This is a genomic window from Alicyclobacillus mali NBRC 102425, assembly GCF_001570745.1.
Classification (GTDB): domain Bacteria; phylum Bacillota; class Bacilli; order Alicyclobacillales; family Alicyclobacillaceae; genus Alicyclobacillus; species Alicyclobacillus mali.
In genome coordinates, this window is sequence record NZ_BCSG01000036.1 from 13,673 (window position 1) to 28,870 (window position 15,198).

13 protein-coding genes are annotated in these 15,198 nt (G+C 65.7%); 5 read left to right on the forward strand and 8 right to left on the reverse strand.

Annotated features, from left to right (window positions below; all coding sequences use genetic code 11):
• Window positions 1-67 precede the first annotated feature (67 nt).
• Window positions 68-1,303 (reverse strand): MFS transporter, encoded by a 1,236-nt coding sequence (locus tag AMA01_RS11705; protein WP_067851186.1) that lies wholly within the window; start codon window positions 1,301-1,303, stop codon window positions 68-70.
• A gap of 359 nt (window positions 1,304-1,662) precedes the next feature.
• Between AMA01_RS11705 and AMA01_RS11710 the strand changes: the two genes are divergently transcribed.
• On the forward strand, window positions 1,663-4,062 hold the full coding sequence (locus AMA01_RS11710; protein WP_067851188.1) for a heavy metal translocating P-type ATPase: 2,400 nt from the start codon (window positions 1,663-1,665) through the stop codon (window positions 4,060-4,062).
• Window positions 4,063-4,075: 13 nt separating this feature from the next.
• Here the strand turns inward: AMA01_RS11710 and AMA01_RS11715 are convergent, their stop codons facing one another.
• The 7 genes from AMA01_RS11715 to AMA01_RS11745 all read right to left on the reverse strand — a co-directional run bounded on the left by AMA01_RS11715 (window position 4,076) and on the right by AMA01_RS11745 (window position 9,945).
• Window positions 4,076-5,611 (reverse strand): class I adenylate-forming enzyme family protein, encoded by a 1,536-nt coding sequence (locus AMA01_RS11715; RefSeq protein WP_067851190.1) that lies wholly within the window; start codon window positions 5,609-5,611, stop codon window positions 4,076-4,078.
• Between the two features lie 115 nt (window positions 5,612-5,726).
• Window positions 5,727-6,479, reverse strand: a complete 753-nt coding sequence (locus AMA01_RS11720; RefSeq protein WP_067851192.1) for an anti-sigma factor — start codon at window positions 6,477-6,479, stop codon at window positions 5,727-5,729.
• Entirely contained in the window at window positions 6,476-7,015 is a 540-nt protein-coding gene (locus AMA01_RS11725) for an RNA polymerase sigma factor (RefSeq protein WP_067851193.1), read from the reverse strand. Before AMA01_RS11725 ends, AMA01_RS11720 begins: the two co-directional genes overlap by 4 nt.
• Before the next feature lie 64 nt (window positions 7,016-7,079).
• Window positions 7,080-7,721, reverse strand: a complete 642-nt coding sequence (locus AMA01_RS11730; RefSeq protein WP_067851195.1) for a hypothetical protein — start codon at window positions 7,719-7,721, stop codon at window positions 7,080-7,082.
• 76 nt (window positions 7,722-7,797) lie between these two features.
• On the reverse strand, window positions 7,798-8,922 hold the full coding sequence (locus tag AMA01_RS11735) for a molybdopterin-dependent oxidoreductase (RefSeq protein WP_067851197.1): 1,125 nt from the start codon (window positions 8,920-8,922) through the stop codon (window positions 7,798-7,800).
• 4 nt (window positions 8,923-8,926) lie between these two features.
• On the reverse strand, window positions 8,927-9,667 hold the full coding sequence (tatC, locus tag AMA01_RS11740; protein WP_067851199.1) for a twin-arginine translocase subunit TatC: 741 nt from the start codon (window positions 9,665-9,667) through the stop codon (window positions 8,927-8,929).
• Window positions 9,664-9,945 carry a twin-arginine translocase TatA/TatE family subunit gene (locus AMA01_RS11745; RefSeq protein ID WP_067851201.1) on the reverse strand — a complete coding sequence of 94 codons (282 nt, stop codon included), beginning with the start codon at window positions 9,943-9,945 and terminating at the stop codon, window positions 9,664-9,666. The genes tatC and AMA01_RS11745 overlap by 4 nt, the downstream gene beginning before the upstream one ends.
• 222 nt (window positions 9,946-10,167) lie before the next feature.
• On the opposite strand from AMA01_RS11745, the gene AMA01_RS11750 reads away from it, so the two are divergent.
• The 4 genes from AMA01_RS11750 to AMA01_RS14115 form a co-directional block, all read left to right on the forward strand.
• On the forward strand, window positions 10,168-11,649 hold the full coding sequence (locus AMA01_RS11750) for a UDP-N-acetylmuramoyl-L-alanyl-D-glutamate--2,6-diaminopimelate ligase (RefSeq protein ID WP_082744176.1): 1,482 nt from the start codon (window positions 10,168-10,170) through the stop codon (window positions 11,647-11,649).
• Between the two features lie 60 nt (window positions 11,650-11,709).
• Window positions 11,710-13,794: a peptidoglycan D,D-transpeptidase FtsI family protein gene (locus tag AMA01_RS11755; protein ID WP_067851203.1), complete on the forward strand. Its 2,085-nt coding sequence runs from the start codon at window positions 11,710-11,712 to the stop codon at window positions 13,792-13,794.
• 183 nt (window positions 13,795-13,977) lie between these two features.
• Window positions 13,978-14,922, forward strand: a complete 945-nt coding sequence (locus AMA01_RS11760) for a hypothetical protein (RefSeq protein WP_067851205.1) — start codon at window positions 13,978-13,980, stop codon at window positions 14,920-14,922.
• 48 nt (window positions 14,923-14,970) lie between these two features.
• On the forward strand, window positions 14,971-15,198 hold a 228-nt coding region (locus AMA01_RS14115), incomplete at its 3' end, for a hypothetical protein (protein ID WP_231862936.1).

Genomic DNA, 15,198 nt, shown 5'->3' on the forward strand with positions numbered 1-15,198 from the left:
TCCTTCTGAGGATATGAGAACCATAACGAGCTTTTCAATCCCTTGAGGGATGAACGATTCTCCTGGCTCACAGATGCGTGGCGCGTCGTCCGGGTTCGTAAAATCCTGTGGGTTCCTTGACCACCCGCGCATACCCCGCAAACGCCGCCGTGGCCAGTATGCTGGCTCCTGTTGCCACCCAGAGGATGGGCGAGATGCCGGCGAGATCGAACAGATGGCCAAACAGGACGGGCCCGAGGAGGCTGCCGACGTTGCCGATGGCGCCGACGAGTCCGAGGTAAAACGCCGCATGCGGCCCGGTCATGCGCGTGACCAGTTCCGGCACCGTGGGGGCGTTCAGCATCTCGCCGAACGTCGCCACCACCATGCCAGCCACCAGCGCGGGATACGCCCGGTGCGCCATGGCCATTCCGGCGAACGCGGCGGCGTACAGCGCGCTGCTCAGGACGAGCTGTGCGGTGGGCTGGGTCACGCGGCGCTTAATCCACCCGGTCACCGGCTGGCCCACGAGAATCAGCATGCCGTTCACCGTCCAGAGCACGCTGTACGCGTCCGGGCGGTGTCCGGTCTGGTTGAGATACGGCGCCACGCCGGAGTTCCAGGCGGCGAGCGCGAGGCTCAGGGCCAACATGCCTGCCCCAAGCAGCGCATAGACCCGGTAGTTTCGGAAGAGTTGCCAGGCCGACCTATCGATCTGCGGCATGGCGTCGATGGGGGCATCTTCCGTTTCGGGTCCAAGCCTGAGCAGAAACCGCCACATGAACGCTGCAAACGACATGGTGAGGAGTCCATTCAGGAAGAACGTGAGCGTAAACGACACGGACGCGATCACGCCCGCGAGCGCGGTGCCGACGGCGATGCCGATGTTGGTCATCACGTACATGGTGTTAAAGAGCCGCGCGCTGAAGGGCTTCCATCGGTTGCCCACAAACGCGTTCATCGCGGGCTGCGTGGCGGAGATGAGAAAGCTGTTCGCCGCGATGGCTGCGGCGTAGGGCGGCAGCGAATGCGCCAACATGAGGCTCCACTGGGCAAGCGCGGTCAAGAGTAGCGAGCCAACGATGAGCCGCATCGGCCCGAGCCGGTGATACATGGCGCCACCCGCGAACTGGCCAAGAGCGCCCGCGAGCGATTGGCCGAACAACACCCAGCCGGCGATCGCGTAGTTGCCGTGAAGCACGTTGTGTACGTAGATGGTCGTGAGCGGCCAGATGAAAGCGCTCCCCATCGCATTGAACAGGCGTGCGACGAGAAACGCGTATGTCTCTTTGGGCAAGGACTGCGTGAAGCGGCGCGACAGCATGGTTGCGTCTCCAGCGTGCGACGTATCGGTCCGCGCAACGGACCGATTCTAAAGTTAACGCTTGTTTACCCGCGGCGCAACCAGGTGAGCCTGCGTTAGGGTGCGGGGTGTGCGGCGCGGCCTGCGAACGAAGGCTCGACTCGCGTCGCCCGAGGCGGCGATCGCTTCCATGCGGACATCTGCTCCGGCCCATTTCCTTGACACCATATACCCTACAGGGGTATGGTTACTTCAGAGGCGGGCGTGTTCCGCGTAGATGGCTTGCCGCTTCGCGGCGCGGATACGCGAAACCGCATTTGAGTCGCTGGTGGCGATTTCTATGTGGCCGCGATTGCGGACAAACAGTCGGGGGTGAGAACATGTCAGAAACCCGCGAATTGACGCTGCCCATCGAGGGCATGACGTGCGCCGCCTGTGCGGCGCGGATCGAGAAGAACTTGGCGAAGCTTCCGGGTGTGCGGCAGGTGAACGTGAATCTGGCGTCCGAGCGGGCCCGGGTGATGCTGACGCCTGACACGCCGTGGACCGAGGTGGTCGACAAAATTGAAAAGACCGGCTACTCGGTCCCGCTGCGCGAGGTGGACCTGCGCATCACGGGCATGACGTGTGCCGCGTGCGCGGCGCGGATCGAGAAGGTGGTCGGGCGCCTGGATGCAGTGAAAGAGGTGAGCGTCAACCTGGCGTCGGAGCGGGCGCGGGTGGCGTATGTGCCCGGCGTGATCGACGTCGAGGACATCATCCGCGCGGTGGAGAAGGCGGGCTACGGCGCGGCGCTCGCGAGCGAAGTGGAGGCGGAGGAAGAGGCGCGCAAGCGGCGGGCGTATCGGCGCGATCTCGCCACGTTCGCCCTCTCCGCCCTGCTCACGCTGCCGCTCGTCGTCCAGATGTTCGTCATGCTAGCGGGCGGGCGCCCGTTTCTTCCGAACTGGCTCGCCTGGCTCCTCGCGACGCCCGTCCAGTTCTACGTGGGCTGGCGCTTCTACAAGGGGGCGTACCACGCGCTGCGCGGCGGCGCGGCCAACATGGATGTGCTCGTGGCGCTCGGCACCACGGTGGCGTACGTGTTCAGCGCCGTCCTGACGGTGGAGGGGCGCCGGGACGTGTACTTTGACAGCTCGGCGACGGTCGTGACGCTCATCTTCATGGGTAAGCTGCTCGAAGCGCGGGCCAAGGCGAGATCGAGCGCGGCCATCTCGTCGCTCGCGAAGCTCGGGGCCAAGGTGGCGCACGTCCTCCGGGACGGCGAGGAGGCGGACGTGCCGGTTGAGGCGCTTGCGGTGGGCGATCTCGTCCGCGTGAGGCCGGGGGAGCGGGTGCCTGCAGACGGCGTTGTGGTGGAAGGATGGACGAGTGTCGACGAGTCGTTTCTGACCGGCGAGCCGCTGCCTGTGACCAAGCGCCCGGGCGACGAGGTGGTGGGCGCGTCCCTGAACCAGGCGAATCCCTTCGTGATGCGCGTCGCGAAGGTGGGGAGGGACACGGCGCTGGCCCAGGTCATCCGGCTGGTGGAGCGCGCTCAAGGATCGAAGGCGCCGGTGCAGCGCCTGGCGGATCGCATCTCCGGCGTCTTTGTCCCGGCCGTGCTCGGGGTGGCCCTCGTCACGTTCCTCGTGTGGGGCGCCTTGGGGCACTGGTCGCACGGGCTGTTTGCGGCCATCGCGGTGCTTGTGATTGCCTGCCCGTGCTCGCTCGGCCTGGCCACGCCGACGGCCATCATGGTGGGAACGGGGCTTGGCGCCGAGCGCGGCATCCTCGTGAAGGGCGGCGAGCATCTGGAGACGGCGCAGCGGGTGGATACCGTCGTCTTTGACAAGACGGGGACGCTGACGGTGGGGAAGCCCACTGTGGCGGAGATCTGGGCGGCCGAGGGCATCGCGGAGGCGGACGTCGTGAGGCTGGCCGCGGCGCTTGAGGCGCAGAGCGAGCACCCGCTTGGCCGAGCCGTGGTCGAGGCGGCGAAGGAGCGCGGCGTGGACGTTCCGGCGGCGAAGGACGTGACGGCCGTGCCGGGGCGCGGCATCGAGGGCGTGGTGGAGGGCGCGCGCGTGCGCGTGGGCAGCCCGAGTTTCGTGTCCTCCGCTGCGCCGGGTTTGCCGGAGGAGGTGCGCGGCAAGCTCACGGGGCCGGGGCGCACCGTCGTGGTGGTGGCGCAGGAGAATCGGCTGATAGGTGCCATTGCCATGGCAGACGAGGTGAAGCCGGATGCGCGCGACGCGGTGGATGCGCTTCGATCGATGGGCGTGGACGTGTGGATGATGACGGGCGACGCGGAGGAGACCGCGCGAGCAGTGGCGGCGCGCCTCGGCATTGAGCACGTGGTGGCCGAGGTCATGCCTGGCGACAAGGCGGCGAAGGTGGAGGCGCTACGGAAGTCCGGGCGCGTCGTGGCCATGGTCGGCGACGGGATCAACGACGCGCCGGCGCTCGCCGCGGCGGACGTGGGCATGGCGATGGGCACGGGCGCCGATGTGGCGCTCGAGGTTGCGGACGTGGCGCTGATGCGCGGCGACGTGTGGGCCGCGGTGGACGCGCTGCGCCTCGCCAAGGCGACCATGCGCAAGATCCGGCAGAACCTGTTCTGGGCGCTCGTGTACAACGTGCTCGGGATTCCGCTCGCTGCCTTAGGCGTTTTGAGCCCCATCATCGCCGGGGCCGCGATGGCTCTGAGCTCGGTGAGCGTGGTGTCGAACAGCCTGCTCTTGCGGCGCACGCGCCTCGGCTCGCCGCCGCGCCAGCAGGCGGCGGGGGCTTCGGCTTAGGCCGGCTCCCCGCTCACCTCGCGGCGGCCATCTGCCGCAGTTCTCGCCGCAACACCTTGCCGGTCGACGTCTTGGGGAATGCATCCACAAAGTGATAACGTCGCGGGCGCTTGTACGGCGCGAGCTCCTCGCGGCAGAGCGCCTCGAGTTCCGCTTGCACGGCGATCGGATCGGCCGATTCGTCGATGCGGACAAACGCCACAGGGATCTCGCCCTTCAGCGCGTCGGGCGCGCCGACGACGTACGCTTCCAGCACCGACGCGTGCCGATAGAGCACCGTCTCCACCTCTTTCGGATAGATGTTGAAGCCCCCGTAGATGATCACGTCCTTCAGGCGGTCGACGGCGTACAAATAGCCGTCCGCGTCCTGGCGGAACACGTCGCCCGTGTGCAGCCAGCCGTCTTTTTCGATGGTCTCGGCCGTCCGCTCGGGCTGCCGCCAGTACCCCTGCATGACGTTGAATCCGCGCACCAGAAGTTCGCCGGGTTCGCCCATCGGCACGTCCCGGCCTTCCGCGTCGACAATGCGCACCTCCGTCCCCGGGATCGGCAGGCCGCAGGACGACAGCCGGCGCTTGTCCGGATGGGGCGGCTGCAGCGTCGCGAGCGGCGACAGCTCGGTCTGGCCGTAACCTTCCACAATGACGATGCCGGTTTGCGCCTCGAACTCGCGGATGGTCTCCACGGGGACCGGCGCGCCACCGACGAGGCCCACGCGCAGCGAGGACACATCCGCCGGGTGCCTCTTCAGCGCCTCGTTCAGGAGCATGAAGATGCTCGGCACGCCGCAGATGAACGTCACCCGATGCCGCTCGATCTCGCCAAGCACGGCGCGGGGCGCGAACGTGCCGGATCGGATGAACAGCGTGCCGCCCGCAAGCAGCGCGTGCAAAATTTCGACGCAGATGGAGAAGCAGTGCGTCATGGGGAGCAGGTTCAGGATGCGCTCGCCGTCCGTCGACTCGAGGTAGTCACACACCGTCTGCGCGGTGCGGAGCACGCCTTCGTGGCTCAGCATGACACCTTTCGGCCTGCCCGTGGTTCCCGAGGTATAGAGGATCATGGCCGTGGAATCGGGGCGCACCTCCGCGGCGTGCGGCGCCCCTTCGCCGCCCGACGCCACGCGATGCCACAGCACATCTGGCGCGAGCCACCGCTCCACGCTCGCCACATCGCCGTGCGCGGCCAGTGCTTCTGCGCGATCCGGCGCGCCGATGAAGGCGCTTGCCTCGACGTCCTGCAGGATGAACGCCATCTCCGGCAAGGACAGCGTCGGGTTGATGGGCACGGCGATGGCGCCCATGGAGGTGACGGCCCCGTACGCCACGACCATCTCGGGCGAATTCTCAAGCGCGAGCGCGACGCGATGGCCTGGTCGAATGCCCTCGTCCTGGAGCCACGACGCCACCGCGGCGCACGCGTCGGCGTAGGCGCGGTACGAGAGCGTCGCCGGTTCCTCGCCATCGAGCCTCCAGACGAGGTACGGCGCGTCGCCCATGCGCTCCGCCTGGGCCTTGATGATGGCTGGATAGGTGAAGATTCGTTCCACAGGATAGCCTCCTCGCTTTCTACCGCGAGTATAGCACGCGGGGGAAGGCGCGGCGGCTTGCCACGCGGGGGAGCCGCAGCGGCACGACCGCGGGGGGCAGCCCCGCAGCCAAGCCTCACAGCGCGTTGCGCGGCAACTTGGCGATAAGCACGCGCGTCCCCTTCGGCCGCACATCCTTTGCGTCCGGCTCCCGCGTGATGCCCACCATCTCCGCTTCCCGCGGCGGGCTCGGGAGCATGGCAATTCCGACGCCATGCGGATCCACTGTGAGCGTCGCCGCGAGCTCATGCACGTCACCGTGCACGTACCACACGCTGTACGCGCCGGGCGCCGATACCGGCTTCAGCCCCTCCACCACAAGGACGAGCCGCTGCGACGTTCCCTGGCGGAACACGTACAGGCTGCCGCGCGCCTCTCCAGCGACGGGCTTCATCGCGACATCGGCGATGGGCGTGCTCGCCGCACTGGCGATGGCATTCGCGGGCGGGCCCTGCGGCGAGGAAGCGGACTTCCACACCAGCGCGAGGGCGAGCGAGGCCGCGGCAGCGGCGAAGGACGCGGCATACGCCCAGATCTGGTACACGCGCTCCGGCCGTACGCGCCAGCTGCGCCGCCCTGCCCGCGCAGGCATATCTCGCCCCAGCACGCGCGCAAGAATGTCCTTTTGCCAGGATTCCGCGTAGGCGCGATCCGCCTCGTCCGGTTCGACGTCGAGGAGCATTTGCCAGGACGGCATCACCTCGGCGAGCGTCCGCTGGCATGCGCCGCAGTGGGCCACGTGGCGCTCGAACGCCTCGAGCGTGGGCTCGTCGAGATCGCCCGTCAGGTACGCGCTGAGGTAACGGCACAGGCGCCGGGACGGACTCATGGTTCCACCTCCGGATATTCAGCCAACTGTTGTCGAAGCCCCCGAAGCCCTCGGTGCAGCCGCGTCTTCACCGTCCCGAGTGGAATCTGGAGGCGCTCGGCGATTTCGCGCAGCGTCATGCCGTGCACGTACGCGAGAACGAGCACGTCGCGCTCTTCCGCCCGGATGGCGCGCAGGGCGCGGGCGAGATCGGCCCGGAGAAGTGCAGCGTCACTCGGAGCGTCGGACGGGGCGCGGGGGTCCACCTCGAGCTGGAGGACCTGCTTGTGGGGCTTCGCGCGGCGCAGGTGATCCACCGCGATGTGGCGCGTGACGACGGCCAGCCAGTGGGCGACTGGCCCCAGCGCGGGATTGTACGATCGCGTCCGCCAGACGCGCAAAAAGACGTCTTGCACGACGTCTTTGACCGCATCCGAATCTCGTATCATGTTGCGCGCGATGGCGGTCACGCGTGGCGCGTGCCGCTGGTACAGTTCTTGGAGCGCGTCCGCGTCGCCCGCCGCCACGCGCATCATCAGTTCCTCGTCAGATACCACGCAATTCTCTCCTCGCGCACCGCCACGGCGCGTGTGCCGCGGCGGCGCGGATGGCGTGATGATCTCACTTCTTGGCGCCCGCGTGCTCGTGCGCGACGGTGGTCTTCACGGGCTTCGCCGCGTTCATCCATGCGGTGCCCGTTGCCTGGCCATAATCCGCGAGAAAGTCGGACGCCGCAAACCACGCGACGAGTTGGCCGTTCTTCTCAGGTCCGATGAGCACCACCGGCTGCGCGGCCCCCTTCGGCCACTGGATGGCGTCGTGGAACGAGAAGTCGCCCTGGCTGTCGAGCTTTACCGGCGGCAGCACGATGGGCGATGCATTGGCGAACGTGATCTCCGCCCCGACCTCCGCGATGCCGTTGGTGGTGCCGCCAATCTTGGCCGGAACCGGCTGGCCGTTCTCCATGTAGCCCTGCTTCGGAATGATGAGCCACTTGCCGCTCGCCGTGAACAGGTTGCTCTTCAGTTGGTACGATCCGTCCACCACCCACGGCGCCTTACCCGCCGGCACGCCGCGGATCACCACGTTGGGAATGTTGCCGTACAGCTTGCCCGCCATCACCACGGCGGGGCTCATGCTCGCCTCCCCGTGACTCGCCTTCGGCGCCTTCGCGGCGGCAAAGACCGGCGAGACTGCGATGGCCGACGCCGCCATCACGGCTGCGGCAGCCCCAAGTGCGTGCTTCCAGTTCCCCTGACCCATGAAATCTACCTCCTCTTTCGGTTCGGGCTTCACGCCCATTTCACCTGTCCATACGAGGCGCAACGCCGCTTCGGTTTCAGCGAGATCCGAAATACGCCTCGGCGGGATACCCGAAGTGCTCCCAGTAGCCCGTGATGGGCTCGGCCGAGAAGCTCACGCGCACCACCCACTTGATGGACTTGTACCCGTACATCTTCGGGACCACCAGGCGTAGCGGATAGCCCTGTTCCCGCAAGAGAGGCACGCCGTCCATCTCGTACGCCAAAAGCACGGTCGGGTCGAACGCCTCCGAAAGTCGGAGACACTCCGTGTACACCCCGTCGCCGGAGTAGAAATGGACGTACTGCACGCTGGAACGCGGCTTGGCGAGCAGGGCGAGTTGGCTCAGGTGCACGCCCTTCCAGCGGACGTTCGGCACGCTCCAGCCTGTAACACACTGGAAGTTTTGCGTTTCGTGGACGGCCGCAAGGGATTGCAATTCCGCGTACGTGAGCGAGAGCGGGTGTTCCACCTCCCCGTCCACCACCAGGCGATAGCGCGCGACGTCGATCTCGGGGTAGCCATTGACCACCGTGTAGTACGCCGGGAAGGTCTGCACGCCGGGCGGGGGTCCTGACGATCCGGCCCTTGGCGCGCTTCGCAGGCTGCGAAGCCAGGCGGCCGGATCGACCGCGGTGAGGACGAGCGCACCGAGCGCGCCGGTGGCGAGCGACACGAGGAACCGCCGCCGCTCCCAGTCGACGCGCTCGTACAACAGGCGGGAGCGGGGCCGGATGCCGGTGACCTTCAGGAACGCGTGGATGAGGATCCACGTCCCGAGGCAGGCGGTGAGCCAGCCGTGCCACGTGAACGCGCGGCTGCGCATGCCGGATGGAAACGCGGACACCCACCACAGCATGATCCCGGTTGCGACGATGGGGCTGCCGAACAGGACGGGGAGGGCCCAGTCCCACTTTGAAATTCGCCGTCCCTTCGGGAGCACGCGGACAAACGGCACCAAGAGCGTGACGGCAAACACGAGGCCAAGTAGGATGTGCAGTCGGTAGACCAACGGGATGTACGGGATCATGAATCGGTGAATCGCCGGAAGGTACAGCGCGAGGCCGCTCGCGACGAGGAGCGCGAACGAGACGATGGTGTAGTGGTGCAGGTAGCGTAAGGGCCTCGGCCAGCGCCGGGCCTTGGACGGCGCGGATGGCATGGTCTCACCCCTCCGAGAGCGCGGTGGTCCGCGCCGTGTCGCGCGACTTGCGGCGATGGATGACGGACGCGAGGGCGACGCTCGCCTCGTACAGGGCAAAAAGCGGCACGGTCACCGTGAGATGGGCGATGAGCTCCGGCGGGCTGATGAGGACGCCGACGATCACCAGGGCGAAGTAGGCGTACTTGCGCTTGGCGCGCAGCGCGCTCGGCGTCAGGAGGCCCATCGCGGTGCCGCATGCCACGAGGACGGGCAGCTCAAACGCGGCGCCAAACGCAAGCACCACGGTGCCGACGAACGACAGATAACTTCCGTAGCGCAGGTAGACGCCGAGGTGGGACCATGCCGCAAGGGCGACCAGGTAGCGCACGAGTCGCGGCACGACCACCCACCACGCGAAGGCGGCGCCAGCCGCAAACAGCAAGAGGCCCGCCGCCAGTCCCGCGCGTACGAGCCGGCGCTCGGAGATGGTCAAGGCCGGCGCGACGAATCGCCACGCCTCATACAGCAAGTAGGGCAGTGCGGCGAAGAAGGCGAGGGAGAGCGCCAGTTTCAGATCTTGCACGACGACCTCGTCCAGGCTTGTGACGATGAGGGCAACGTGCAGTTGATGCACGGGTCGCATGGCATCGCGGATGAGAACGGGCAGCCAGGCCACCGCCGCCGCAAACAAGACCGCGTAGGCGATGGCTGCTCGAATCAGGAGCCTCCTCAGCGCGCGGAGGTGGGTTTCCCATGCGCTCATGGGCGCGCGCCACGCTCTCCGGGCGATTCGGGCACCGTCGCAGCCTGCTCCATTGCTGCGCGCTCGCTCGAGCTTCGGGAGGGCTCCTCCGGCGCCGCTCCCTTCGCGGGCGAAGGCGGCGCTGGCGCTTCTCCGTCGCGATCGCCGAGCGCGGTGCGAAATTCGCGCAGGAAGTGGCCGACGGATCGCCCGAGTTCGGGGAGCTTCTTCGGCCCAAAGACAAATAGGGCGGCGACGACGATCAGCAGCGCGCCTGACCAGCCGATATTGCTGAACATCGCGCATCCTCCTCCCATGCTGCGTGATGGGGCGAGGCCATCGCGTGCCGAGCCGGGTGTCGAAACCAGGTCACGCCCTTCTATGTCTTTCATACGGAACAAACATCAATTTCGGTTTTGAAGAAGTCGATCCGGCTGGCGAGCAAGGCGAAGGTTCCAAGCCGAATTTGAACGACGACACCTATGCTTCCTCCGCGGACAATCCTGCTCGAGTGATGAGAGGTGCATGTCGCGTTGACGCGTGGGACAACGCATTGGGAAGACCTTTGGAACGAGGGACGGATTCGAGGCGTGGCCATGGATTCGCGCGAGGTACGGCCGGGGGATCTCTATGTGGCCATTCGTGGCCGGCGCTGGGACGGGCGCGCGTTCATCCGCGAGGCGGTGGCGCGTGGGGCCGTGTGCGTGGTGGGGGAGGAGGACGCCTCATCGATCGACATACCGCCGGGCGTTCCGTATGTGCAAGTACCTTCCTCGCGGAGGGCCGCGAGTGCGCTGTCGAACAGGGCGTACGGGTTTCCGTCGCGGCGTCTCACGGTCGTCGGCGTCACAGGGACGAACGGCAAGACGACGTGTGTCCATTGGTTGACACACATGTTGCGATCTGTAGGCCTGCGCGTCGGCATGCTGTCCAGTGTGAGCAATGAGACCGGGCTCCGAACGGTGCCGGCGGAACTGACGACGCTGGAGGCGCCCAAGCTTCACCATGCGTTGCGCGAGATGGTCGACGCGGGATGCACCCATGCGGTCATCGAGGTTTCGTCGCACGGCATCGTTCAGCATCGCACGTCGGACGTGGATTTCGATCTCGCCATCTTCACCAATCTCACCAGGGAACACTTGGACTTTCACGGTTCTATGGCGAACTATGCGGCCGCAAAGGCCCGTCTCTTCAGCGGGCTGTCCTCCGACAAATTGGGCGCCGTTTTGAACCGAGACGACCCTTATGCGGACGTCATGGCCGAAAGCTGTGTTGCCCCCATCATCACGTACGGTTTGCATGCGGGCGACGTCCGAGGGCGCGTGGTGGAGACGGACGGATGGCATACTCGGTTGTCCGTTCAGCTTCCCGGTGGTGAGGAATTCGACGGCATTCTCTCGCACCCTGGGGTGTACAACGTGTACAACCTCCTCGCCGTTGTGGCGGCTGCACACGCCTTGGGTCTGCCGGCAGATGCCATCTACGGTGTCATATCGACGTTGCCAAGCGTTCCCGGCCGAATGCACGTCATTCGCCCCGAGCGTGGCCCGACGGTCGTCGTGGATTACGCTCACACGCCAGATGCGCTGTACCAACTTCTGAACACTGCGCGCCAGTGGACGCGCGGACGGGTGTGGCTCGTCTTTGGCGGACGAGGCGAGCGCGACAAGGGTAAGCGGCCCGAAATGGGATTCATCGCGGCATCGCTGGCGGATCGCGTCTTGGTCACGACGGATAATCCCTATTCCGAAGAACCTGCGCGCATCGCCGATGAGATTTTGTCTGGCGCGCGTCAGGTCTACGGCGCCAAGTGTGACGTCGTGCTGGACCGCGCACAAGCCATCGAGCAAGCAGTGCTGGAAGCGAGCGATGGAGATGTTGTGGTGATCACCGGGCGCGGTCACGAATCGTTTCAGGTGATCGGGGCGCTCCGGCTTGAGCGCACGGATGAAGACATGGTCCGCGAGGCGTTGAGGCGGAGACCCGGCGCCGGTGCGATTTGAGGCGAATTTTACAGGCGTGCGATAAGAACGACGTAAAGACATTGAGGGAGTGGGAGAGACATGCGACGTCGGAGACGGGATGGTCGGGTCAGGCGAGCGGATCTTGTGCGCCAGCATCGCGCGCGGCTGGGGGTCTTATACGGGGGCGTCTTCCTCGCTCTGAGTTCCCTCATTGTCCGCCTCGGAGAGGTCCAGGTCGTGCAAGGTGCGGAATACCGGGCCAGCGAGCAGGTCATCCACTACGCGCGCATTCCGGTGCTGCCCCAGCGCGGCTGGATTTACGATGCAAACGGCCAGGTGCTGGCTTGGGATGTGCCGGTCGTAAAAATCGAGCTCGTGCGATCTCGCCCGCTCCCAAGCTCCACGCTTCGGCGGGAGGCGCAGTTGCTCGCGCCTGTTCTCGAAACCACTCCGAGCGCCCTGTATCAGAAGATGATCTCCAACGCGTCCGCCCTGCAGGTGACCCTGGCCACGCATGTCAGCGACGCGCAGGTGGCGTTCGTCGTGGAACATGAGGCCGAGCTTCCGGGCATTCAGGTCATTCAGGACTACGAGCGCCAGTACCCATATGGCGATCTCGCCGGGCAAGTGCTCGGCTACGTCGGCGCCATCACCGCCCAGAACGTGGGGCAGTATCCAGGCTACTTGGACAATCAGCAGGTGGGAGAGACGGGGCTCGAGTACGAGTATGAACACCTTCTTCAGGGGAAGCCAGGATATCGCCTCGTCGCCATCAACAGCACGGGGGCAGGACTCGGCGTAATGAAGGAGGTCAAGCCTGTGGGAGGCGACAATATCCAGCTCACCCTGGATGGGCGCGAGCAGGCGGCAACGCAGGAGATTATTCAGCAAATGCTCGCTTCGTCCACCGGGCAGCACATCTCCTATGTCGCAGCGGTGATGCTCAACGTGCAGACGGGTGGCGTGATCGCCATGGCCAGCTACCCATATCTGGACCCGAATTGGTACGTAAATGGTTCCTATGTAAAACATGCGCATTACCTCGAGACGTCCGGTGCACAGATGAATTACGCGATTCAGGCCATCAACTACCCCGGATCGACGGTGAAGCCCGCCAACCTCATCGCGGCGATGAACGCGGGCGTAGTGAATCCGCAGACGCGCATTCTCGACAACGGCTACATTTACGTGGGCACGCAGATCATTCACGAGGACGGCGGGATTGCGTTCGGGTGGGTGAATCCCGTGGAGGCGCTCACGGTCTCAAGCGACGTGTTCATGTACGAAGTTGGGCTGCGCCTGGGCAAGTGGCTGGGATCGAGCGACACGTCCGGCGGCACGTATCCGGCGTCGGCGGGATCGTACCAGCATTATCTCGACACGGACTTCGCCAAGGGCATCAATCAGATCTTTCAAGAGGAAGAGGAGTTCGGCCTTGGCACGAAGACGGGCATCGATCTGCCGTACGAGGTTCCGGGCGAATTTTTCATCGAGGACTATCAGAAAGGCAACATTCAGGTTCCGTACAATCTGCAGGCGAGCGAGGCGTCCATTCGCAAGACGGGCCAGTACGTGAACTACGGATCGCCCGCCAGCCTTGCGGATGCGGACATTGGGCAGTCGCAGATGTTCAGTCCCATTCAACTCGCGGTCTACGCCATGACGCTAGCCGATCAGGGCATTCGGCTGAAGCCGCACCTGTTGGAGCGCGTGTACGCGCCGAATGGCACGCCCAAGAACGGGGCGAAGCCGATTTTCACCTACAAGCCGCAGGTGGAGGGCGTGGTGAAGGCGAAGCTGTGGGAATGGAATTTGGTGAAGCAGGGCATGCACGGTGTGACGTCCAACCCGGCCGGGACGGCGTACTACGCCTTCCTTGGGGCACACTATGAGGCAGCGGGCAAGACTGGGACGGCGCAGATTGTGATGAACGGCCAGCGCACGGACAATTCGGTGTTCATTTGCTACGCGCCGCTCAATCATCCGCTGGTGTCCGTGGCCGTGATGGCGCCGGGCGGGGGCTATGGCGCGCAGTTTTCAGCCATCATCGCGCGGAAGATGATCGACGCGTATTTCGACGAGCATCACGAGCCATGGATGCCGAAGAGCCAGTGGACGAGCACGCGGATCCCGCAGAGCTGGTTCTCCTCGCCGGCATATCTCATTCCCGAGAAGTCACCGTGACACAAGGGCGTTTGCATCATTTGCAGAGGCGGCTGGTCGAGTGGCAGGAGATTCCTCGCGCGCGGAGAATTCCACAAATGAAAGTCGAATCGGGTAGAACGCGGTCGAACGCTTCCCGCTGCATCGTGGTTCATCATCCGCGCACGCGCAACTCCTGCGCGTTGGCCAAGGGGAGGAAGGAACATGCTGCGCCGCGCTCGCACGTATCTCGTCGGCCTCGGCACCGCCTCGTTCATGTTGCATCCCACTTTCGCATGGGCTGCGTCCAGCGCGCAACCGGCCCCTGTGGGGTTCTATTACGGCTGGGTCACGCCTGACACCGCTATGGAGGTTCAGGGGTATCAAGCCATTGTTCTGGGGGCGGATTCCGAATCTTCTGGTTACGCCAATCAGCAGGCGGTGACACAGCTCATCTCTGCGAATGCCTCCATTTCGTTTTATGGCTACGTGAACCTGTCGGACGGATCGACCCCCATTCCCATGCCACAACTGGCCCAGGAATTCGCTGAATGGAAGGCACTCGGCGTGCGCGGCATCTTCCTCGATCTCGCCGGTTCCAATTACGGCGTTCCGCGGGCGCTCCGCGCGTGGGCCGTCGCGCAGGTGCACGCGCTCGGCCTGCGCGTCGCCGTGAACGCCTGGGACCCAACGGACGCGCTCGGCGTGGGTCTTGGTTCCGGCGATGCGTACGTGGCGGAGGACTGGTATATGGCCTCGCGTCAGCCCGCCGTCGAATACCCGAACAACGCACCATCGCGCGATCTCGCCGCGCTCAACCAGCTCGAAGCACAGGGCGCCGGGGTCTGGGCCGTGACGCAGGAGAACGAACCCACGCCGTCCATCACCGCGGCCGACGTGGCGCGCGACGTGCAGGCCATGCGCCAGGCCATCCCCATGGCGACGGGAATGGCGGTCGGAGGTCTGAACTACGGCGCGGATTCGAACGCCATGGTGCCCGCGAGCAGTATTGCGGCGGCTTCGGCCACGAGCCAGGCGGCGACACCGTCGCCACAGCCTGGGAGCGCGACGGCTGTGGCCGGCCCGGATGCGGCGCTGCATCAAGCTCATTCGCCAGCTGCAAAGCGGGCGCTCGTCCCGGCGTTTCGCGCGCTGATTCGCCATCCGTAGGGTTGACGCGGGCATCCAGACCGCGGCCTGGGCAGGGGGCGGGCAACCGTGCGCTTCGCGCGGCGAGATCGGGCCAAACGGAATGCGCTCGGTCTTGAATCGCTGGGGCAAAGCCAGTATGCTGGGGCTGATTCCGTCGAAAGGCTGCGCACCGCGCGAGCCGCGTGGGCGAATGAGGAACTTTTTCGCGCACGCCGGCGTCTTTCGTACAAGCCGCCGGATCGCGCCTCGTTTCGCGCGCGTTGGCGGCGTCGCTTTACATACAATGAGCCTTTT

Bases quoted from the DNA above. Each gene is read 5' to 3' on its own strand.
- AMA01_RS11705 (WP_067851186.1), bottom strand. From the start codon at position 1,303: ATGCTGTCGCGCCGCTTCACGCAGTCCTTGCCCAAAGAGACATACGCG.
- AMA01_RS11710 (WP_067851188.1), top strand. From the start codon at position 1,663: ATGTCAGAAACCCGCGAATTGACGCTGCCCATCGAGGGCATGACGTGC.
- AMA01_RS11720 (WP_067851192.1), bottom strand. From the start codon at position 6,479: ATGAGTCCGTCCCGGCGCCTGTGCCGTTACCTCAGCGCGTACCTGACG.
- AMA01_RS11730 (WP_067851195.1), bottom strand. From the start codon at position 7,721: ATGGGTCAGGGGAACTGGAAGCACGCACTTGGGGCTGCCGCAGCCGTG.
- AMA01_RS11735 (WP_067851197.1), bottom strand. From the start codon at position 8,922: ATGCCATCCGCGCCGTCCAAGGCCCGGCGCTGGCCGAGGCCCTTACGC.
- tatC (WP_067851199.1), bottom strand. From the start codon at position 9,667: ATGAGCGCATGGGAAACCCACCTCCGCGCGCTGAGGAGGCTCCTGATT.
- AMA01_RS11745 (WP_067851201.1), bottom strand. From the start codon at position 9,945: ATGTTCAGCAATATCGGCTGGTCAGGCGCGCTGCTGATCGTCGTCGCC.
- AMA01_RS11755 (WP_067851203.1), top strand. From the start codon at position 11,710: ATGCGACGTCGGAGACGGGATGGTCGGGTCAGGCGAGCGGATCTTGTG.
- AMA01_RS11760 (WP_067851205.1), top strand. From the start codon at position 13,978: ATGCTGCGCCGCGCTCGCACGTATCTCGTCGGCCTCGGCACCGCCTCG.